The sequence below is a fragment of the Larkinella soli genome (assembly GCF_003703975.1).
Classification (GTDB): Bacteria; Bacteroidota; Bacteroidia; order Cytophagales; family Spirosomataceae; genus Larkinella; species Larkinella soli.
In genome coordinates, this window is record NZ_QTJY01000019.1 from 71,042 (window position 1) to 90,323 (window position 19,282).

General features: G+C 59.2%; 15 protein-coding genes. 3 read left to right on the top strand and 12 right to left on the bottom strand.

Going from position 1 to position 19,282, the window contains the following annotated elements; genetic code table 11:
• Nucleotides 1-3: 3 nt before the first annotated feature.
• Both DX909_RS25220 and DX909_RS25225 read right to left on the bottom strand, forming a co-directional pair.
• Nucleotides 4-1,437 carry a glycoside hydrolase family 125 protein gene (locus DX909_RS25220; protein WP_128548018.1) on the bottom strand — a complete coding sequence of 478 codons (1,434 nt, stop codon included), beginning with the start codon at nt 1,435-1,437 and terminating at the stop codon, nt 4-6.
• 142 nt (nt 1,438-1,579) lie between these two features.
• Nucleotides 1,580-2,557 carry a phytanoyl-CoA dioxygenase family protein gene (locus DX909_RS25225; RefSeq protein WP_128548019.1) on the bottom strand — a complete coding sequence of 326 codons (978 nt, stop codon included), beginning with the start codon at nt 2,555-2,557 and terminating at the stop codon, nt 1,580-1,582.
• A 164-nt stretch (nt 2,558-2,721) separates the two neighbouring features.
• Here DX909_RS25225 and DX909_RS25230 point away from each other — a divergent pair, with 164 nt between their 5' ends.
• The gene (locus tag DX909_RS25230; protein ID WP_128548020.1) at nt 2,722-3,579 is read left to right on the top strand and encodes an AraC family transcriptional regulator; all 858 of its coding nucleotides are present in this window, start codon (nt 2,722-2,724) and stop codon (nt 3,577-3,579) included.
• On the opposite strand, the gene DX909_RS25235 is transcribed toward DX909_RS25230, so the two are convergent.
• Nucleotides 3,576-3,923 (bottom strand): HepT-like ribonuclease domain-containing protein, encoded by a 348-nt coding sequence (locus DX909_RS25235; RefSeq protein ID WP_128548021.1) that lies wholly within the window; start codon nt 3,921-3,923, stop codon nt 3,576-3,578. The genes DX909_RS25230 and DX909_RS25235 overlap by 4 nt on opposite strands.
• On the bottom strand, nt 3,913-4,227 hold the full coding sequence (locus DX909_RS25240) for a nucleotidyltransferase family protein (protein WP_128548022.1): 315 nt from the start codon (nt 4,225-4,227) through the stop codon (nt 3,913-3,915). Before DX909_RS25240 ends, DX909_RS25235 begins: the two co-directional genes overlap by 11 nt.
• Nucleotides 4,228-4,348: 121 nt before the next feature.
• Here DX909_RS25240 and DX909_RS25245 point away from each other — a divergent pair, with 121 nt between their 5' ends.
• Nucleotides 4,349-6,124 (top strand): ABC transporter ATP-binding protein, encoded by a 1,776-nt coding sequence (locus DX909_RS25245; protein ID WP_128548023.1) that lies wholly within the window; start codon nt 4,349-4,351, stop codon nt 6,122-6,124.
• A 10-nt stretch (nt 6,125-6,134) separates the two neighbouring features.
• Here the strand turns inward: DX909_RS25245 and DX909_RS25250 are convergent, their stop codons facing one another.
• A complete protein-coding gene (locus tag DX909_RS25250; protein ID WP_128548024.1) occupies nt 6,135-6,896 on the bottom strand; it encodes an NUDIX hydrolase in 762 nt (253 codons plus the stop codon).
• 104 nt (nt 6,897-7,000) lie between these two features.
• Here DX909_RS25250 and DX909_RS25255 point away from each other — a divergent pair, with 104 nt between their 5' ends.
• Nucleotides 7,001-8,026 (top strand): sugar phosphate isomerase/epimerase family protein, encoded by a 1,026-nt coding sequence (locus DX909_RS25255; RefSeq protein WP_128548025.1) that lies wholly within the window; start codon nt 7,001-7,003, stop codon nt 8,024-8,026.
• A 50-nt stretch (nt 8,027-8,076) separates the two neighbouring features.
• Here the strand turns inward: DX909_RS25255 and DX909_RS25260 are convergent, their stop codons facing one another.
• The 7 genes from DX909_RS25260 to DX909_RS25290 form a co-directional block, all read right to left on the bottom strand.
• A complete protein-coding gene (locus tag DX909_RS25260; protein ID WP_128548026.1) occupies nt 8,077-10,020 on the bottom strand; it encodes a histidinol-phosphatase in 1,944 nt (647 codons plus the stop codon).
• A 67-nt stretch (nt 10,021-10,087) separates the two neighbouring features.
• Complete coding sequence (locus DX909_RS25265; protein ID WP_229311183.1) at nt 10,088-10,771, bottom strand: N-acetylmuramoyl-L-alanine amidase; 684 nt, start codon at nt 10,769-10,771, stop codon at nt 10,088-10,090.
• The gene (locus tag DX909_RS25270) at nt 10,756-12,312 is read right to left on the bottom strand and encodes a SusD/RagB family nutrient-binding outer membrane lipoprotein (protein ID WP_128548027.1); all 1,557 of its coding nucleotides are present in this window, start codon (nt 12,310-12,312) and stop codon (nt 10,756-10,758) included. The genes DX909_RS25265 and DX909_RS25270 overlap by 16 nt, the downstream gene beginning before the upstream one ends.
• 13 nt (nt 12,313-12,325) lie before the next feature.
• A complete protein-coding gene (locus DX909_RS25275) occupies nt 12,326-15,373 on the bottom strand; it encodes a SusC/RagA family TonB-linked outer membrane protein (RefSeq protein ID WP_128548028.1) in 3,048 nt (1,015 codons plus the stop codon).
• A 285-nt stretch (nt 15,374-15,658) separates the two neighbouring features.
• Nucleotides 15,659-15,850: a cold-shock protein gene (locus DX909_RS25280; RefSeq protein WP_128548029.1), complete on the bottom strand. Its 192-nt coding sequence runs from the start codon at nt 15,848-15,850 to the stop codon at nt 15,659-15,661.
• Nucleotides 15,851-15,927: 77 nt separating this feature from the next.
• Nucleotides 15,928-17,451, bottom strand: a complete 1,524-nt coding sequence (locus tag DX909_RS25285; RefSeq protein ID WP_128548030.1) for a T9SS type B sorting domain-containing protein — start codon at nt 17,449-17,451, stop codon at nt 15,928-15,930.
• A 96-nt stretch (nt 17,452-17,547) separates the two neighbouring features.
• Nucleotides 17,548-19,248, bottom strand: coding sequence for an ArnT family glycosyltransferase (locus tag DX909_RS25290; protein WP_128548031.1), 1,701 nt, complete (start codon nt 19,246-19,248; stop codon nt 17,548-17,550).
• Between the last annotated feature and the right edge of the window lie 34 nt (nt 19,249-19,282).

Here is a 19,282-nt window from a genome sequence, read left to right on the forward strand (position 1 = left end):
GTTTTACAAAACCCGGCTCAGGAGCTGGGGCCGTTCGGCGGCTACTTTCAGGACCAGTTCGCCGAACAGGGTGTTGGCCCAGGCGAACCATTTGCGGGTAAATTGGGCCGGATCGTCCTTGTGGAAGGATTCGTGCATGAAGCCGGTTCCGGCATGGGTCTTCTTCAGTTGCCGCAGATGGTTCAGGATTTCCTGCCCGTCGGTCGAGGTGAGCGCCCGCATGGTGAGGCTCATCGGCCAGATGCTGTCGACCAGGGTGTGCGGGCTGCCGATGCCTTCGGCGGCTTTTCCCCTGAAGAAATACGGGTTGTCGGCACTTAGCACAAACCGCCGGGTGTTGCGGTAAACCGGGTCGGTGGGCGAGCAGGCGCCCAGATACGGCAGGGCCAGCAGGTTCGGCACGTTGGCGTCGTCCTGCAACAGGTAATTTCCGAAGCCGTCGACTTCCATGGCCCACATTTTTCCGTACTTCGGGTGGTTATAGACCGCATACTGCTTCAGGGCGGTTTCGACCTCGTCGGCCAGCGCCCGGCATTCTCTGGCGAAAGCCGCATCGGGCCGGACCTTGTCGGTCAGGGTTGCCAGCTGCCGGAGCGACACCACCGCAAACCAGTTGGACGGCACGTAGAATGGAAACACCGTCGCATCGTCGGAAGGGCGGAAGATGCTGTGAATCAGTCCTACCGGCCGCGTCGGGTTGCCGTAGCCGTTGCCCGGCACCGTGTCCGTCGACCAGGCGGTTTCGCGCCCGAAGCGATACGGCCCCCGGCCGGTTTTGCGCTGCTGCTCGCGGCAGGTTCTGACGGCTAGGCGCATGGCCTCGGCCCAGTCGGCGTCAAAGGGGGTCGTGTCGCCGGTAAGCTGCCAGTAGTGGTAGGCCAGCCGGATGGGGTAGCAAAGCGAGTCCAGCTCCCACTTGCGCTCGTGCAGCCCCGGTTTCATGTCCGTGATGTCCTTCTTCCATTCGCCCACCTTGCCTGCGTCGGCATAAAAGGCGTTGGCGTACGGATCGAGCCGGATGCAGCGGGTCTGCCGTCGGATGACGCCGGCCACAAGCTGCTTCAGGGGTTCGTCCTGTTTAATCAGGGGCAGATACGGCCAGACCTGGGCGGTGCTGTCGCGCAGCCACATGGCGTCGATGTCGCCGGTAATGACGAACGTGTCGGGCTGCCCGCCGTTCTGCGCAAACTGAACCGTCGTGTCGAGCGTATTCGGGAAGCAGTTTTCAAACAGCCAGGCCAGTTCCGGGTCACGGATGGTCTTTTTCATCCGCTCGATGGTCTGCTCGACGGCCGCACTCGTGAAGTTCCGCTTACCCGGGGCGGTCCGGACGGTCGGGAAAGCCGGGTCGGCGGCTTTGCAGGCCAGTGAAACACCCGAAAGCGCCAGCCCGATACCGGCTTCGGCCGACTGTTGAATAAAATGACGACGGTTCATAAGGAAAAAGAAATGAAAACCGGCGGGCAGCGTGCGCCCGCCGGCCGATCCCAAAAGTACACAATTAACCCGTTGACCCGCCTGAAAAAACGAAAAGCCCCCGGTCTGATCCGGGGGCTTTTTATAGGAAATACCCTGAGCATTACCAGCGTTCCAGCCCGAGCAGTTTTTTACCGAGGTCGGTCAGTTCGGCGGTCGGGTATTTGGTCTGCTCCCAGCCGCGCGGGTCGCCGGGGAAGGCGTAGCCGTCGGGAGCCTTGCGTTCGCGCCAGGAGGTGATGCGCCACTCCCGCAGGGCTTCGTTGTCTTCCTGCGCCGGCATCATCGAGATATACTGCGCCAGCCGGACCTTGTCTTTCGAGCGGTTGGGCCGGATGCCGTGGGGCTGCGTGCTGTTGAAGATCAGCAGGTCGCCGGCTTCCATCTTCACCTTCACCAGCTCGAAGCCGGTGGTATCGGGTTTAAAGTGATCGCGGTCGGCGGGCTGGGTCAGCTTCCAGGTGTCGTAGGTCCGGTATAGTTCCGGGATGCACTGGAAACCGCCCATGTTCTCGTCGGTCTGGTCAGCCAGGGCCAGTACGCCCTGCACGTTCTGGGGCCGCGTTTCGGGATCATAGTCCCAGTGAATGAAGCCCTTGAACTCGAAACCGGGCCGCACGGGCAGGTTCAGGTTGGCACGGTCGATGGTGACCCACAGCTTTTCCGTGCCCCAGATGTCGACGAAGGCGTCGTAGATGCGCGGATACTGCCGGTTGTCCCAGAGGTACTGGTGATTGTAGACCTCCACCATGCCGCTGTTGGTCAGTTCCTTCATCTTCATCTCCGCCCGCGGGGGTGCATACCAGGTTTCGGGGTCGTTGGGATCTTTCTCTTCAAATTCCCAGAGAAACCGGGCCAGGCGCTCGGCCTGTTCACGCGGGACGGCGTTCTTGATGACGATGTAGCCGTTGTGAATCCAGAACTGCCACTCCTCTTCCGACAGCACCCGCAGGGGTTGGCCGTTCGAGCGGTCGTTGAGCTTCAGGTGGCTGCTGGTGGCGGTCGAAGGGTTGCCCGGAATCTCCTTGTGGGCGTTGTCGGGAATCTGGGCCGGGGCCATGGTCGGCGTCATTGTTTCCATCGGTTTTGAATCCTGTTAAGATTGAATAGGACAAAGGTAAAGCTAACCTCCCGGCGGATGTTACAACGATCATAGCCAATTTTTGAACAATATTGACCTTTTAACCCCCTGTTATCTTCCGGGTTTTATAATTTTGTTCAACCCGCTTTTTAAACCTGCTGAAGATGAAGGCTTATCGGGAAGACATTCATCCGGACACCGACAGCTCGTTCCGGCTGCTGCTGACGCCCCACCTGAACGATTTTTTCATGTGGCATTTCCATCCGGAATACGAGCTGGTCTACATCGAAAACGCCGACGGCCCGCGCCACGTGGGCGACCACCTCTCGCGCTATGAGGGCAGCGACCTGGTGTTTATCGGCTCCTACATTCCGCACCTGAACTTCGATTACGGCGTCCGGACCGATTACCGGAAAGTAGTCGTTCAGATGCGGGAGGACTTTTTCAGCGAGAATTTCCGCCGGATGCCGGAACTGGCGGCCATCGCGGGCCTTTTCGAGCGGTCGCAGCGGGGCATCGCTTTTTACGGAGAAACGAAGCGGGTGGTGGGAAAGCGGATGGCGGCCCTGCATGAGCACGACCACTTCCGCCAGCTGATCGAACTGCTGGAAATCTTCCAGCTCATGGCCATTTCGGACGACTACGAACTCCTGAACGACCGGCCCGTCGGCCTGCCCTACAGCCGCAAGGAGCAGCAGCGGCTCCAGCGCGTCTATCAGTTCATCGACGAAAACTACCGGCGCAGAATCGATCTGGCCGAACCCGCCGACCTGACCAGCCTGAGCGTGGCCGCCTTCTGCCGGTATTTCCGGAAAATGACCCGGATGACCTTCACCGAGTTTGTCAACCAATACCGGGTCCGGGAAGCCAAGCGGCAGCTTCTGGCCGACCGCACCGTCACGGAAGTCTGCTTCGACTGCGGCTTCGAGAGCCTCTCCTACTTCAACCGCATCTTCAAAAAAGTGACCGGCCAGAACCCGATGCAGTTCAAAAAGCAACTGAGCGGGAAGGAGATGAGCTAATTAGTTTCGGATTGATTTAAAAGAGCCTCAACTTCGCTCTTTAATACGGGAAGGCGGTTACAGATAATACTCCATACAACCGCTTCATCTACTGAATCATAAGCATGGATTACCCGATTTCGCAAATCGACGATCTGCCTCGCATTGGAGATCAGGATAGAGTCATCTAACTTCAGGATACGATTGGTTGCCTCACCGATTATTTCAAATTCCCTTTCTTTGGCCCGTCGAATGGTGATGTTTTCTGAGAAGTGGTAGAAATTATACTTCCCTCCCAGGTGCACATCTATATGTTGAATAGCTTGAAGAATATCCAATAAAAACTTACTGACTTCATCCTTCATAGATTGGAATCTTCGTTTGGTTCATCACCTTGATGAAATAGGGATTTTTCAGGGAACGCTCCGTTACAAGATCAACCGGTCGTTCAAAAAGCGATTCCATGGCATACAAAACGGTGAAGTAGTTTTGCCCGTAGGTAACCGGATCCAACCCTTCATCGAAGGCGATCAGCAGATCAATATCACTTTGGTCGGTGAAATGGTCCGTGCAAACCGACCCAAACGCATAGGCGCGTTTCACCTTGTTTTCTTTCAGGATGCAGCTAATTTCTGAAAGCTTTCCTGCTAAAATGGAGGGAATGGGCATTTAATGGATCGAATGTCGCTTTTAAATTAATCAAATAGAGACAAAAAGTGCTAGCCAACCATACGGCCTCCAACAAAATACCTGCTCAGAATGTCCTATTAGAAAGCCTGATCGCTTTCGTATGCATATTCTGTGGACGTATCTCAAACCGCACGGCGGCAAGGTGGCCCTCGCGCTGGGGCTGGCCGGCCTCAGCCAGGTGCTGACCATGATCGACCCGGTCATCTTCGGGAAGATCATCGACGACTATGCCACTACCCCCGGCAACCGGACCGAACGCGAACTGGTACAGGGCGTGCTGTTCTGGCTGGGTGTGGCGGCTGCGATAGCCACGGCCGCCCGGGCCGCCAAATCGCTTCAGGAATACGTCATGCGGCAGGTCGTACAGCGGTTCGGGACGCAGGTGTTCGACGAAGGGCTCAAACAGACGCTCCGGCTTTCGTTCCAGGAGTTCGAGGAACAGCGCAGCGGAGAAACCGTCGCCCTGCTTCAGAAAGTCCGGACAGATACCGAAAAGTTCATCAACGCTTTCATCAACGTCCTGTTCTCGTCGCTGGTCGGGATGGGTTTTCTGGTCTGGTACGCCATCACCACCCACTGGGCCCTGGTACCGGTCTTCTTCATCGGCATCCTGCTGCTGGGCGGTCTGACGGGCCTCCTGAGCAAGAAGATCAAAACCGTACAGCGGGCAGTCAACCGCGAAACCGTGCGGCTTTCGGGAGCCATTACCGAATCACTGCGCAACATCGAACTGGTCAAAAGCCTGGGCCTGACGTTCCCGGAAATCCGGCGGCTGAAACAATACACCCAGCGCATCTACGACCTGGAAATGGAGAAAACCAAACAGGTCCGGACGCTCTCGTTCGCGCAGGGAACGACCCTGAACCTGCTCCGCCAGTCCATCCTGTTCGCGCTGCTGTGGCTTATTTTCCGGGATGTGCTGACCACCGGCGAACTCATCTCGATGCAGTTCATCACCACCGCCATTTTCGGGCCGCTCCAGGACCTCGGCACCATCATCCTCTCCTACCGTGAGGCCGAATCCTCGCTCCGGCTGTTCGACAACTTGATGCAGAAACCCGTCGAACGCCGTCCGGACGACGCCGTCGACTTCGGGGTTCTCGACTACCTGCGCTTCGACCGGGTGGTGTTCCGGCACCAGACCGCCCGGCAGAACGCCATCGACGGTATTTCGTTCGAGGTCCGGATGGGCGAAACCGTCGCCTTCGTCGGGCCGTCGGGTTCGGGCAAGTCCACGCTGGTCAAGCTGCTGCTCGGACTGTATAAACCGGTATCGGGGGAGATTTATTTCAACGACGTACCGGCCAGCCGCATCCGGTATAACCCGATGCGCCGGCAGATCGGTTTCGTCACGCAGGATACGCAGTTGTTTGCGGGCACCATCCGCGACAATCTGCTCTTCGTCAAGCCCGATGCCACCGAAGCCGAACTCTACGAGGCCCTCCACAAAGCCTCCTGCGACGCCCTGATCGCCCGCTCGGAAAAAGGCATCGACACGGTCCTGGGCGAGGGCGGCATGAAACTGTCGGGCGGGGAGAAACAGCGCATTTCCATCGCCCGGGCGCTCGTGCGTCACCCCCGGCTGCTGATCTTCGACGAGGCCACCTCCGCCCTCGACTCCCTGACCGAAGAAGTCATTTCCGACACCGTCCGCAGCATCTCCTCCCGTCGGGAGCAGATTACCATCCTGATCGCCCACCGGCTGTCGACGATCATGCACGCCGATACGATTATCGTGCTGGAAAAAGGAAAAATCGCCGAAACCGGTACCCACGACGAACTGCTGGAGCAGAAAGGGCTCTACTACGCCATGTGGAGACAGCAGATCGGCGAACGCCGGGAGGAGCCGGACGGGGTGCCGACAGTTCAACGGTAAAAGTCCGGGATCAGATGCCCTCCTCCAGCGCCTTCCCGTATTTCTCCCTGTCGAAGCGGTACAGGAACGGAGCTTTATGCGCCCCGCCCGTTTTCCGTTCTTCCAGGCGTTCCAGCAGACCGTAGGCCAGCATCTGCTTCTGAAAATTCCGCCGGTCGAGCGGCTTTCCGAGGATGGTTTCATACAACCGCTGCAGTTCCGGCATCGTAAACTTTTCAGGCAGAAGGTTATAGCCGACGGGCTGGTAGCTGAGCTGCTGCCGCAGGGTTTTCAGGGCCAGGCGGATCATGTCGTTATGATCGAACAGCAGGGGCGGCACCCCGGCCACTTCCCACCAGCGGCATTCGTCGGTAAACCGGTCGGGCGTCGGCGTCACCTCCGCGAACTCGACCAGGGCGAAATAACCTACCGACACGTCCCGGCGGAACAGTTCGCCGTGCAGGTCGGCCGGGATGCCCAGCCGGACGGCGGTTTCCTGCCGGCTGAAATTCTTATACCGTTCTACCTCCCCGAACGTATGAAACTGCTGAAGGTAAATTTCCCGCAGGCCGGTCCGCTCCTGCAGGCTCCGGTAGGCGGCCGCATCCAGATTTTCGTCGCGGTGAATCCGCCCGCCGGGCAGCGACCAGTCGTCCGAACCTTTCCAGCGGAGCAGCAGCACCTTCAGCTGCCCGTCGTGAAACCCGAAGATCGTCAGGTCCACCGATACGTGAGACAGGTACTGGTGCAGTTCTTCCTGAATGAAGCGTCTGAGTTCGTTTTTGTATTCCATCCGGAAATAATAATGAAATTCCTATTGTGTAATGAATACACATTAAGAAAAATTTTGTACCATTGTTCAGCCGGCAAGGCGCTGATCCTTAATCAAACTGACGCATGAACCCATCCCGTCGACAATTTCTAAGCCAGCTGGGGCTGACGGCCGCCGGACTGAGCCTGGCCGCCGTTCTGCCCGCATCGGCCCGGGCGGCTTCTCCCGCCAAAAAATTCGGCTTCGAGATCTCGCTGGCCGAGTTTTCGTTCGCGCCCGAGCTGATGTCGGGAAAGATGAAAAATATGGAATTTCCGGCCCGTGCCAAAAAGGAATTTGGTCTGGGCGTCCTGGAATACGTGTCGGGCTTTTTCCAGGAGAAGCATACCGATGCGGCTTACCTGAAAGAACTGAAACAGCGCTGTGACGACCTGGGCCTGAAAAACCACCTTATCATGGTCGACGGGGCCAACATCGCCGACACGGATGCCGCCAAACGGCAGAAGGCCGTCGAAGCCCATCACGCCTGGGTGGATGCCGCTAAATTCCTGGGATGCAGCGCCATCCGCGTCAACCTCGGCGACACCATGAAAGCCCTGTCCGGCACCCCCGACGATCCGGCCGAAGAAGCCGCCAAAACAGCCGCGGACGGCTACCGCAAACTGCTCGAATACGCGGCCAAATCGAACCTGAACGTGATCGTCGAGAACCACTTCGGCAACTCGACCAATCCCGACTGGCTGGTGGGCATCATGAAACAGGTCGATATGCCCAATGCGGGCCTGCTGCCCGATTTCGGTAACTTCTGCGCGCGTCGTTCCAAACCCGAAGGCAGTGACATCAAGGCCCTGCTGAGTACGAAATGCCTGCAGGAGTACGACCGCTACGAGGGCGTCCGGAAGATGATGCCCTACGCCAAAGGCATCAGCGCCAAAACCCACCGCTTCGACGCGGCCGGCAACGAGGTGGAAACGGATTTCCGGCGGATGTTCAAAATCATCAAAGAGGCCGGTTTCAACGGCTACGTCGGCATCGAGTACGAAGGCGGTTTTATGAATATGTACAACAAGGAAGCCGGCTACCTGCCCAGCGATGAGGGCGTCCGCGCCACCAAAACGCTGCTGGAGCGAGTGCGGGCCGAACTGGTCTGAAGTGAATGGTCCGCCCGGCGCTCCGACTTCCCGTAACCGCTGCCTGCGCTCTATTTCGGCCCCTTGCCCAGCAGAAAATCCCGGACCAGCTCCAGCTGGTCGGTGCTCAGAAAATCGGCGCCGGCTTCGCGGAGTTTCGCCCAGACCACCGGATCTTCCGGACAGGCCCAGAGCCGCAGTTTTTTGCCCTCCGCATGGACCCGCCGGACCAGATCGCTCAGCTTCCGGAACTGTTCCTCCGGCATCGGCCCCTGGCCCCGCCAACTCAGCTGGTTGCCGTAGGCGTCGCTGACTACCGGCATCCATTCCGAGCTGTAACCCCTGCCCAGATCGGACGGGCGGCCGTCCAGCCCCGCCAGCCGCTCTTTCGACTTCTTTAAAGCCTCCATTGGGCGGTTTCCGGAGATAAAGACCGTTACGGCCCCCGGCCGACAGCGGTCGCCCCGGCAGGTGGTCAGCAGCGAACGATACCGTTCGAGGACTTTGGCGAGAACGCGGTAGGTGCTGTCGGCGCCGGTTTTGAAGTCGATCATCAGGTAAATCGGCTTTTCGTAGTCTTTATAGACCCTTTGGTTACCGTTCCGGCGGATGCGCCCGGCCAGCGGCTTCAGATACAGTTCCTCCAGGGTGTGGGCCGGGTTGCGGAAGGTCGGGCGGTTATGGGCCACGTAGAGCGTATCTCCCATCTGAAAGACGTCGGCCTCGATGCTCGTAAAGCCGTGGTCCAGGGCATCCCAGAGCGGGCGCGACTGCTCATAATCGTTGTGGGCGTGGGCGTTCGGCAGCGGAACCACCCCGGCGAGGGGCTCCGGCACCTGCATCCGGGCGATGGGCTGCGACCAGGCGGTTTCGACGTCTCCGGCCTGGAACGGGTTGTATTTCGGTTTGGAGGAAATGATTTTGGCCCGCACCAGCAGGTCCGTGTCGGCCATCGTGTACTCGGCTTCGGTGCCGTTCACTTCCCGCAGGATTTCGGCTTTCTCCCGGCCCTTCCGGATGCCGATGAACTGAATCCGGTAGCGGACGTCCGGTATGGCCTTAACGCGCAGGGCGATGCGGTCGGCGGTCCGGGTCAGGCTTTCGAGCGTGACGCCGGAGGTCGAGTAAAACCGCCCGGCTTCCATCGCTTCGATCAGGGCGCGGGGGGTCAGTTCCGGCGCGTCGACCATCACCCAGGCCCGCCCGGAGTTACTGAATTCCGGCCCGAAGAAGTAATAATGATGGCTGTCGTCGGTGCCCAGCCCGTACATTAGCGGCCGCCCCTGCTGCAAAAACCGCAGGTTGATTTTGTCCCACATGGCCTCCGTACCCTCCCGGGTGCTGTCGCCGTAGTTGTTCACCAGCGGATGCCCGTTGAAAACTTCGAAAAACCGCTCGTACCGGAGCTGCATGAGGTCATCGGCGGTGATGGACCAGTAAAAATTGGGGTGGTTGATGTGCGGAAACATCGGCTGGCCGGTCTGCCGGCGCTGGGCCACCACGGCGTCGATGTTGTTCTGCATGACCTCCGCGACGCTGTTGCCCGGCAGGGGCCGGATCAGGTTTTTGACGTTGGTCACGTTCATGTGGATGGGTTTGCCCTGAAAGCCGGTGGAAACCTCTTCGCTTTTCAGGATCAGAAACTTCCCGGGTTCCTCGAAATAAGATCGGTATTCGTCCAGCGGCTTCAGCCTCACTCTGAGCGAATCGTTCGGGCCGGTCTGGTACCTGACCCAGTCGGGCCCGAACGTCCGCAGATACCGCTCGAAGGTCCGTCTCCGCTCCGGCGCCCGGGGCACCCTGATCCAGCGGTCGCCTTCCTGCAGGGTGTTGTGGTCCGATAGGCCGACGAAATGGTAGCCGTTGGCCTTGTACCAGTCCATGATCATTTCGGGGTAGTCGTCGCCGTCGCTCCAGAGCGAGTGGGTGTGCAGATTGCCCTTGTACCAGTGCTGGGCGGGAGCGGTCTGCGTCAGGAAAACAAGGCAAAGGAGGGTAAGGAAGGCGGGTTTCATGGCCGTACGGTTTCAATACCGATAAGCCCCAAAGCCCCGGATCATACTGTTACCTCCCGCCCGATTTTCATTCGTCTTTCGGACTCCCCTTCAGGCCGAGATCCTTCACCCGTTTGCGCACCTTCCGCATGAACGGCCGGCCGGGGTCGGTTTTGACCGTCAGGTAGTTCGGATCGGTTTCCTTCCAGAGCGGATGGCCGATAAAATCCCTGTATTCGTAATGCCCGATCAGGTAGTCGATGGCATAGCGTTCCTTCAGCAGACGAACCAGCTGCGCGTTGGCCCGGACCTGGGCGCGGGTCATCCGGCCGCTGCCGACGTTCTCCACCCCGATGGCGCAATGGTTCAGCCCGATGCAGTGCCGGGCAAAGAGCGTGTCGGGCATCAGTCGGTAAACCGTGCCGTCGCGGTCCACCAGAAACGGCACCGAGACGTTCAGCGGGCCGGCGGTCATCAGGTCGGGCCGGGCTCCGGCGAGTGTCGGCCGCTCAAAAGCCCTGAAAGAACCCTCCAGGGTCGGAATGGCGGTCCAGTGCAGTACGATCATCCGGGGCCGGATGAAAGGTTCGGACTGCTGAATGTTGTGCCGCTGGGCCATGTAGTCCAGCGAGAGCCGTCTGCGTTCCTCGTCGAAAACGATGGGCCGGTCGACCATCCGCAGCGCCGGGGCCGCACAGGACCCCAGCACCACGGACAGGCCGATCAGCAGATTCGGAAAATACTTCATCACCGGGCTCAGGGTACGTTCCACCAAAGGGGCGTTTTCAGGCGCGTTTTCTCGGTGTTGTCCCCGACGTTCGCCGGGTTGCGGTTCTGTTCGTTGGTTTCGTACACCATCGCCTGAATCCAGTCTTTCGGATTGGTTGCGTCGAAAATCACCGTATTGAGGTTGGCGGGCCGTTGCAGGCTCGGGCCGTAGATTTCGTTGCTGTAATCCATCCGGCGCATGTCCACCCAAGTTTCGGGGTTCAGGCACTGGGTGATGTATTTCTGCCGCATGATGTGGCTCAGGCCCCTCGTCAGGGTCTGGAAGTGGGCGGCCAGCCCGTCGGCCACCTGGGCGGCCCAGTAGGCGTTGATTTCGGCGGCCGATACGCCCAGCTTGCGCATATTGGCCTTTACGCCCTCCTCATAAGCGACCAGCGCCCCGGCCGCATCGCCTGACCGCAGCCGGGCTTCGGCCTCGATCAGCTTCACTTCCGAGTAGGTGATGAACGGGAACGGCGAGTTGGCCCTGGTGTAGAAACCGCTGTTGCTGAACCGGCCGTAGTCGTTCTCACTGGTGAACCTGCCGGTGCCGCCCTGCCCGCCGGCCAGTCCGGCACCCGGTTTCAGGCCCCGGTATTTGCCGTCGGAAGCGGCCGGCATCATGATGCGGCTGATGCGCGGATCCTGGTATTCGGTTTCCGTCACCGGAAGTTTGGTGAGCATATCCACGAAAAACTGCGAGTAGGTGAAATACCGCGGGTCGGTGGCGCTGGTGAAGCCGCCCCAGCTGAACCAGGGGTTCTGGTCAGTCTGCTGGGCGTTGGCGATATACGGAAATTCGGCGTCCATCCCGTCCTTGTTGAATCCGTTCGTGCAGGCTTCGATGACCTTTTTCGGATCGTAGAGACCCTGCTTTTTCGCCAGGTGATTCAGATACCGCGCCTTCAGCGACCATGCCAGCCGGCGCCACTTGTCGACGTCGCCCTGATACATGATGTCCCCGCCGGCCGCATTCAGCCCGGTGGTATTGGTCGGATTGTTGAACAGCGCCACGGCTTCGTCGAGCAGCCGGTCGATGCCCTGGTAGACGGTTTGCTGAGGGTCCATTTTGGGCGTGAGCTTCACCTGCGAAACCCCGTCGTAGGCTTCCGACATCACGATGGCGCCGTACTGGTCGGTGAGCATCCCGAAGTTGATGGCCTGCAGCACCTTACCCGCGCCCGCCAGATGCGGGGAGCCTTCCTTCTCGCCCAGCAGGGCCAGGTCCACGCAGTTGGGCAGGGCCCAGGTGTAGGCGTTCTGCCAGAGAAAGTAGGAGGCCGTAAAACGCCAGGTTTCGGCGTTTCGGTTCGTTCCGGTGGTCAGTTTGGTGACGCCGTACTGCGTGACCCCGGCAATTTCGCGGGCACCCCGCCACATGGCCGCCCCGTTGGTGGTCGTGATGGCTCCGACCAGCCGGCTGGCGGCCGGCACCTGCGTCGGATTGTTCGGGTCTTTGTTGACGTCCAGATATTCCTGACAGGAAGTTGCGAACAGGACCGTCGCCAGGAGAGAAAGCCGTATAGTATAACGTATATTTTTCATGATGGCAACTTCATTAAAGCGTCAACTTCAAACCGAAATCAAACCCGCGGGTGGCCGGGATTCCGAGGTTGTCGAACCCGAACGAGCCGGAACCGCCCACCCCGGCCCCGCTGCCCGACACCTCCGGGTCGACGCCCGAATACTTCGTGAACAGCACCAGGTTACGGCCCGTGGCAAATACCTGCAGGGCACTGATCGGCGTTTTGCCCAGAAGCCGGCGCGGCAGGGCGTAGTTGAGCGTCACATACCGCAGCCGGTACCAGCTTCCGTCCTCCACAAAGTCGAAGCCCTGTTTGTTGTAGAGCGTCTGGTAGAAGTTCTGGTCCAGCAGAACGGCTTTGGTATTGGGCTCGCCGGTCGATTCGATAACGCCCTCGAACACTTTCCTCTGGCCCCGGTCGAGGGTTTTCATGCTCAGGCCGGAACTGACGAGGGTGTTTTCGGTGGCGTTGAAGACGTCGCCCCCGATGCGGATGTCCCACATGAAGGAGAGCGACAGCGACTTATGCGTAAAGGAGTTGGTGATGCCGCCGGTCCAGTCGGGATTGCGGTCGCCGATGGATTCGAGCGTCGACTTCACCTGCGGATAGCCGTTGTTGTCGAGCAGCAGCTGGCCCTTGTCGTTGCGCTTCCAGACGTTGCCGTTGATGCCGAACAGCGAGCCGTTGAGGAAAGCCGCCCCCTGCGCTACCGAACCCGCCACCCAGGCATCCGACAGTTCGACGCGATCGAGCGTGCCCGGCAGGGCTTTCACCGTCGCCCGGTTCCGGGCGAGGTTCAGGTCCATCGACCAGGTCAGGGCCTTGCTCCGGACGGGCTGGACGTTCAGCATCAGTTCGACGCCTTCATTGTCGATCTGGCCCCCGTTCAGATAGGCCAGGAAGGTACTCGACGAGGGCGGGGTGCGCGTGCCCAGAATCTGGTTGTCGGTGCTGGTTTTATAGTAGGCCACATCCAGCCCCAGGCGGTTCCGGAAAAACCGCAGGTCGGCCCCGATTTCGAAGGAGTTCGTAAACTCGGGCTTCAGCGTCGGGTTGCCGAAGTAGGTGTTGACGTTCGAGATAAAACCGCGGGGGGCAATCGTGAAGTCGTTGGTCACCGTGGCGAGCGTGGAGGTCAGCACGTGTGCCGGGGCGTCTTTCCCGACGCGGGCCACCGAGGCCCGGACCTTGGCAAACGAGACGGTATTGTTTTCCGACATGGCCCCGAACTCCTTCAGCAGATCGGTCAGCACCACCGAACCGCTCACGGCCGGGTAGAAGAACGAACGGGCGTTGACGGGCAGGGTCGACGACCAGTCGTTGCGGCCCCGGAAATTCAGGAAGGCGATGCCTTTCCAGTCGATATTCAGGTCACCGAACACCCCGACGATCCGCCGGCGGGTGGTGTTCTGCGATACCGTCCGGTTGGCTTCCACCACGTTGTTGATGCTCGGAAAGTTCGGGTCGATGAAGTTCCGGCCGAACCAGGTCACCGTCTGCCGCCGGGCGTCTTCGAGGTTATGCCCCACCGTCAGGCTGAGGTTAAAGTTCTCGGCGACGGTCTTTTTCGCGGTAACGAGCAGCGTGGAGGTTGTAATCTGGTTGTTGGTGCTGGCCTGCGATAGGGCGCCCTTCTCGTCGCCGACCACCATCGAGCCCGCCGAGCGGATGCTCTTGAAATTGTCGGTGTAATAGTCCGTTCCGAGCCGGTAGGTGATGTTCAGAAAGGAGAACGGATCGTAGGAGACGTTCCCGATGGCGATGATGCGGTCGACGTCGCTGGTGATGGGTTTCTTCCGGATCGTCCACTGCGGGTTGTCGTTGGCGGCAATGGTGCGCTGACTGCCGTCGGGTTTCAGATACACCGTCACATCGTCGTTCCGGGGCCAGTAGACGGCCCCCATGACCCCGTTGGCGCTCCCCTGCGACACATACAGCCGGCTGGTTTTGATGTAGCTGGCGCTCCCGCCCACGGTCAGTTTGTCACCCACTTTCGTATCGGCCGACAGCCGGAAGGAGGTTCGCTCGAAGTCGGTATTCTTTACGATGCCCTGCTGGTCGAAGCGGGAAGCCGAGGCATAGAAGGTCGCACGGTCGTTCCCTCCGCTGACGGACAGGTCGTGTTTCTGCGTAAACCCGGTCCGGAACATACTGCCGAGGTTGTCGTAAATCGGCTCGTTCGGCTCGAATTTCGGCCCCCACGATCCGACCGAGGCCGGGTTGAAGACGCCCTGCTCGCCCTGTTTGTAAACCGACTGGAGTTTCGGCATACGATTGACCACGTCGAAGGAGAAGCTGTTGGAATAATTGATCTTCGCCCGGCCCGCAGCCCCTTTCCGGGTCGTGATGACCACCACGCCGGAGGCTGCCCGCAGGCCGTAGAGGGCCGCAGCCGCCGGTCCTTTCAGCACCGTCACGTTTTCGATGTCTTCGGGGTTCAGGTCGATGGCCCGGTTGGAGGCCGGGGCCGCGTCGGCCGTGAGGTTGCCCTGCCCGACCGGCGTCGTATTGTCGACCGGAATCCCGTCCACGACGTAGAGCGGCTGGTTGTTTCCGCTCAGCGAGGTTCCTCCGCGGATGAGCATGATCGCCGAGGCTCCCGGCGCCCCACCCGAGTTGGTAATCTGAACGCCGGCCACCTTGCCCTGAAGGGCATTGACGATGTTGGGCTGCTGGGATTCGACGATGTCTTTCGATTTTACGTTCTGGACGGCATAGCCCAGCCCCCGCGTCTCCTGTTTGACACCGAAGGCCGTCACGACCACTTCGCTCAGGTTGCGGGTATCTTCCTGCAGAACCACGTCGACGGTGGCGGAGTTGCCGACCGTCAGTTCCTGCGTGGTGTATCCGATATAGCTGAATACGAGCGTTTTTCCGGGGGCTGCCTGAAGCGTGTACCGCCCGTCCGCGTTCGTCGAGGTACCGATGGTGGTTCCCTTGACGGCTACACTCACCCCCGGAAGGGGGTTGTTGTCGGATGCTGAAGTGACCCGGCCCGACACGGAGTTGGTCTGCGCCCATCCCGGCCCGACCATCAGCGTCAGGCCCGTCAGAAGCAGAAACAGTAGTTTTTGGTTCATAAAAGGATGGCTTTTAATTTACTCTATCTACTAAAAGACAACTATAAATATAAGTGAGAAAGGGAGGGAATTTCAAACGTCCGTCCGGCAGCCTTTTTCAACAGTAGCTTAGGAATCAGCTATTTGCCTGAGTGCTGTAACCAAAAGTAGCAATACAATCTTTGATAATTTCAATGGAACACCGGCTTGAGAGGCTGCCGGAGGGGTGTTGGAACGGGGATAAAAACAAAAAAGACATGCCGGGAGGCATGTCTTCGAAGGCGTTTCAACTATTATATCTTTCGATTAAATAACTTCAACGTTTACGGCATTCGGACCTTTTTTACCCTGTTCTACTTCGAACTGAACTTTGTCGTTCTCACGAATTTCGTCGATCAGGCCGGTAACGTGTACAAAAACGTCTTTGTCCGAATCCGAGGGGGTAATGAACCCAAATCCTTTGAGCTCATTGAAAAACTTAACTGTTCCTGTTTGCATTATTTGTATTGATTTTACCAAAGGTAGGTATTTATCCGAACAATCACTAACCGGCAGCCGATTTATTCTCCGGCGTCTCATCGGACCAGAGTCAATGCCCCTTTTTTCTGCTTGCTGACCGCTTCGCCCCCCTGTCTGAGCTGAAAACTCACGGTCCAGGCATATACGCCTGCCGGAGCGCCTTTTCCCTGATACCCTCCCTCCCACCGGAAAGGCGGCCGGTCGGTAAAATAGACCAGCTCACCCCACCGGTTGAACACCGACAGCGAGGTGATCGTGATGTCTCCGCAACCCACCGGCTGAAAGGCGTCGTTCTCTCCGTCGTCGTTGGGGGTGAAAACGTCCGGTTCGTAGAGAACGCAGCCGCACTCGCCGTAGCGGACGGCCACCGAGTCCTCGACCGTGGCGCAGTCGTTGCTGACCGACGCCCTGAACACACCCGAATTTCCTACCGTCCGCTGCACTTCCTGAAACTGGTCCCGCCAGGTAAAACGGCCTTCCGCAAAAGTGGGTTTAATAGTGACGGTTTCGGCCCCGCAGAGGTCCTGGTCGGGTCCCAGGCTGAGCCGGGGCGGCAATACATAGCGGACGCGGACGGAATCGCCGGCGATGCAGCCGCCCTGATTGACGCGCAAACTGTACAGACCCGCCTGCCGAACCACATAGGAAGGCTGCGTGGAGCCGTCCTGCCACCGGCGGTCGGGCGCATCGGCCGGAGCGGCCAGCGCGAGGGTCTGCCCTTCGCAGAGCGTGGTGTCCGGCCCGAGGTCGAAATCCAGCGCATAGCTGACCCGGATGGTATCGCGCAGCACCTTGCAGGGCGTCGTCACCACGACCGAGTAGGTACCGGGCCGCGTGACGCGGAACTGGGGCGAAGTGCTGCCGTCCTGCCAGCGGTAATCGGTGGCGCCGGGGGTCGTGGCGTTGAGCAGCAGGGTGCTACGGCGTCCGCAGAGCGTCGTGTCCTTTCCCAGATCGACTTTGATCGGCAGGACCGACACGTCATCGATGAAAATATAGAAGAAACCCAGCAGCACCGGGAGCTTTTTATAACTACCGATGGTCAGGTAGCGTTCGCCCCCTTTGGGCTTGACGTAGCCTGACACTTTTTCCCACTGCAACCGAGGCATGCCCGGCCCCAGCAGGTTGTCGATCACCTGCGGATCGACGGTGAAAAGGCCTTTATCGGTGGCGGACAGGGGCTGGTCCGAGAAGAAGGCACCCAGGTTTTGAGTCAGATACCGGCCGGGGCTGGGCGTGGCCACATACATTTCAAAGAAGTAGCACTCGTTGGCATCCAGCGGTCGGGTGAGCGGCACGGCGAGGTATTCGGCCCAGTTGAGGTCCATGAACAGCCGGGCGAGGCCCTGGCCGGTCCGGGGGGGCAGTTCGATCTGGGCGGTCGGGAAACACTGGTGGTAAAAATCGGGCGTGGCGCCGTTGGGATTGAACCAGGGCACGGCTTCCTCCAGCAGGTTATCCAGCCGGGGGCAGGTCCGGTACGACTCGAAACTTCCGTTCGGAACGAGATTCTGACCCGCAGCGATTCCGGGCAGGGCTAAAACCAGCCAGCAGACGATGCGGACGGCGATTCTCGGCATGACCTCGTTTAGAACGTTCGGGTTTAGGTACCCTCCGGCATCTGAAGCGCCGGAGGACTTCCAAAGTACTGATTTTTAGAAAAAAAAGCATCATGCCTACTTTTCGGCAATGACCCGCTCAGCCGTCGGTTGATCTTTCCGGACATATAACCGGACACTGTCATGGACGGCCTGAATGGTGTAGCCCCGAAAGTATTCCGGGTCGATGGTGGTCAGGCGGGTCTGGTAATACTGATACCGCCCGTCTTCCACGATAAACCGGGGGCGGTTGCGGTGCAGATCCCCGACATAGCGCCGGAGAAAGTAGGTCTGGAGGGAGGAAGGATCGATCTGGCGGGAGGCAAACGCATCGCGGGTGCCCGGCAGCAGGCACGTATGGCAGTAGAGATGGGCCAGATTGCCGTGCCCCCAGATGCCGAGCCGGTCGGTGGGTTTGGCCAGGGCGCGGATGGCGGCTACGAGCGGTTCCGGCGGTTTCTGTTGCCGATAGGCATATTCGATGCCCTGGTTGCGGGCCGGCGCCTTCACCAGAAAAATAGCCAGAAAAGGAATATACAGGCCGAGCCGGTAGAGCAGCGTATCCGGCCCCAGCATCCGGCGGCTTTCGCCCCAGACGACGCCCAGCCCCCAGAACAGGGGTACGAAGAACAGATTCAGGTAATGCCGAAAAGACTGCCCCGACTTGATCACCGAAAACCAGACGACCGCCAGCAGATACAGCACGAAAATGATCCGTATTTTCCGAACGTGGGTGCCGGAATAGAACAGCCGGAGGCCCTGAAGCGAAATGACCGCAAAAGTGAACAGAACATACGGCAGAATGTCGGGGGTTCCGCCCGGCGTCTCGGCGCTTCCGAACAGCATCTCCGGCACCAGCCCCCATCTTAATCCCGAGCCGGCATATTCGAGATTGAACAGGATGTAGGAGTGATAAAAATCGAAAAACAGGTCGTTCGTCAGGAGGTACAGGCCGACCAGGAACGTCGGGGCAAGCCCCAGCAACAGCAGAACGACGGTTTTCCGGAAAGTCAGTTGCCGGTATAGCTCGATGAACAGGTAAATGACCAGCGTTCCGGCGAGCGGAACGCCCTGAAGTTTGGTATACGGCATCAGCCCCGCCACGAAGCACAAAAGCCCCGCATACCGGAAGCCCTTTCCGGCCATGACGGCCGACAGGCAGAAGACCTCGACGGCAAGCAGCAGGTTCGGAACGACTTCCGAGCTATAGGCGATGAACTCGAAGGAGGAGATCGTGGCCATGCACAGCGTGTAACCGAAGGCGACGGCGTAGGCCGTCTGGTTGCCATATAGCTGCCGGATGGCGTGATAAACGAACACAATACCCGGAATGATGCAGAAGATCAGGCCGATGAGCCGGATCGAGGTGTAATTGACGGCGCCGAGCAGCCAGTAGGACAGCGTCAGAAGGTAATAATGAATCGGTCCGACCGTCGTTCCGTCGAATGAACCCCAGATCTTCGGCTCCTGAATCATCATGCCGGAACCGGCGATGATCACGCTTTCGTCGAGATTCTGTTCGGGAAGCAGGGTGTTCGGGATGCGAAGCAGAAGCACCGTGAGGGCGGACAGAATCAAAAAGGCCGATTGCCGCCGGAACGGGAGTTTCTTTACCAGAATAACGCCCAGCAGGCTTCCGATCAACAGCAGTTCGAGAGCGAAGTAAATGCGCTGGCTATACCGGACCGAAGTGATCCAGTCGATGAGATAGGTATGTACGGAGCCGGGGTAATCGACATAGGGCGGTTGAAAGTGAATCGTTACGTACAGACAACTCATACTTACGGGGCTTGATCATACGCAACGGCGGATT

What these genes read in the sequence shown, in the direction of transcription:
- DX909_RS25220 (WP_128548018.1), bottom strand. Translation starts at nt 1,437, where the DNA reads ATGAACCGTCGTCATTTTATTCAACAGTCGGCCGAAGCCGGTATCGGG.
- DX909_RS25225 (WP_128548019.1), bottom strand. Translation starts at nt 2,557, where the DNA reads ATGGAAACAATGACGCCGACCATGGCCCCGGCCCAGATTCCCGACAAC.
- DX909_RS25230 (WP_128548020.1), top strand. Translation starts at nt 2,722, where the DNA reads ATGAAGGCTTATCGGGAAGACATTCATCCGGACACCGACAGCTCGTTC.
- DX909_RS25235 (WP_128548021.1), bottom strand. Translation starts at nt 3,923, where the DNA reads ATGAAGGATGAAGTCAGTAAGTTTTTATTGGATATTCTTCAAGCTATT.
- DX909_RS25240 (WP_128548022.1), bottom strand. Translation starts at nt 4,227, where the DNA reads ATGCCCATTCCCTCCATTTTAGCAGGAAAGCTTTCAGAAATTAGCTGC.
- DX909_RS25245 (WP_128548023.1), top strand. Translation starts at nt 4,349, where the DNA reads ATGCATATTCTGTGGACGTATCTCAAACCGCACGGCGGCAAGGTGGCC.
- DX909_RS25250 (WP_128548024.1), bottom strand. Translation starts at nt 6,896, where the DNA reads ATGGAATACAAAAACGAACTCAGACGCTTCATTCAGGAAGAACTGCAC.
- DX909_RS25255 (WP_128548025.1), top strand. Translation starts at nt 7,001, where the DNA reads ATGAACCCATCCCGTCGACAATTTCTAAGCCAGCTGGGGCTGACGGCC.
- DX909_RS25260 (WP_128548026.1), bottom strand. Translation starts at nt 10,020, where the DNA reads ATGAAACCCGCCTTCCTTACCCTCCTTTGCCTTGTTTTCCTGACGCAG.
- DX909_RS25270 (WP_128548027.1), bottom strand. Translation starts at nt 12,312, where the DNA reads ATGAAAAATATACGTTATACTATACGGCTTTCTCTCCTGGCGACGGTC.
- DX909_RS25275 (WP_128548028.1), bottom strand. Translation starts at nt 15,373, where the DNA reads ATGAACCAAAAACTACTGTTTCTGCTTCTGACGGGCCTGACGCTGATG.
- DX909_RS25280 (WP_128548029.1), bottom strand. Translation starts at nt 15,850, where the DNA reads ATGCAAACAGGAACAGTTAAGTTTTTCAATGAGCTCAAAGGATTTGGG.
- DX909_RS25285 (WP_128548030.1), bottom strand. Translation starts at nt 17,451, where the DNA reads ATGCCGAGAATCGCCGTCCGCATCGTCTGCTGGCTGGTTTTAGCCCTG.
- DX909_RS25290 (WP_128548031.1), bottom strand. Translation starts at nt 19,248, where the DNA reads ATGAGTTGTCTGTACGTAACGATTCACTTTCAACCGCCCTATGTCGAT.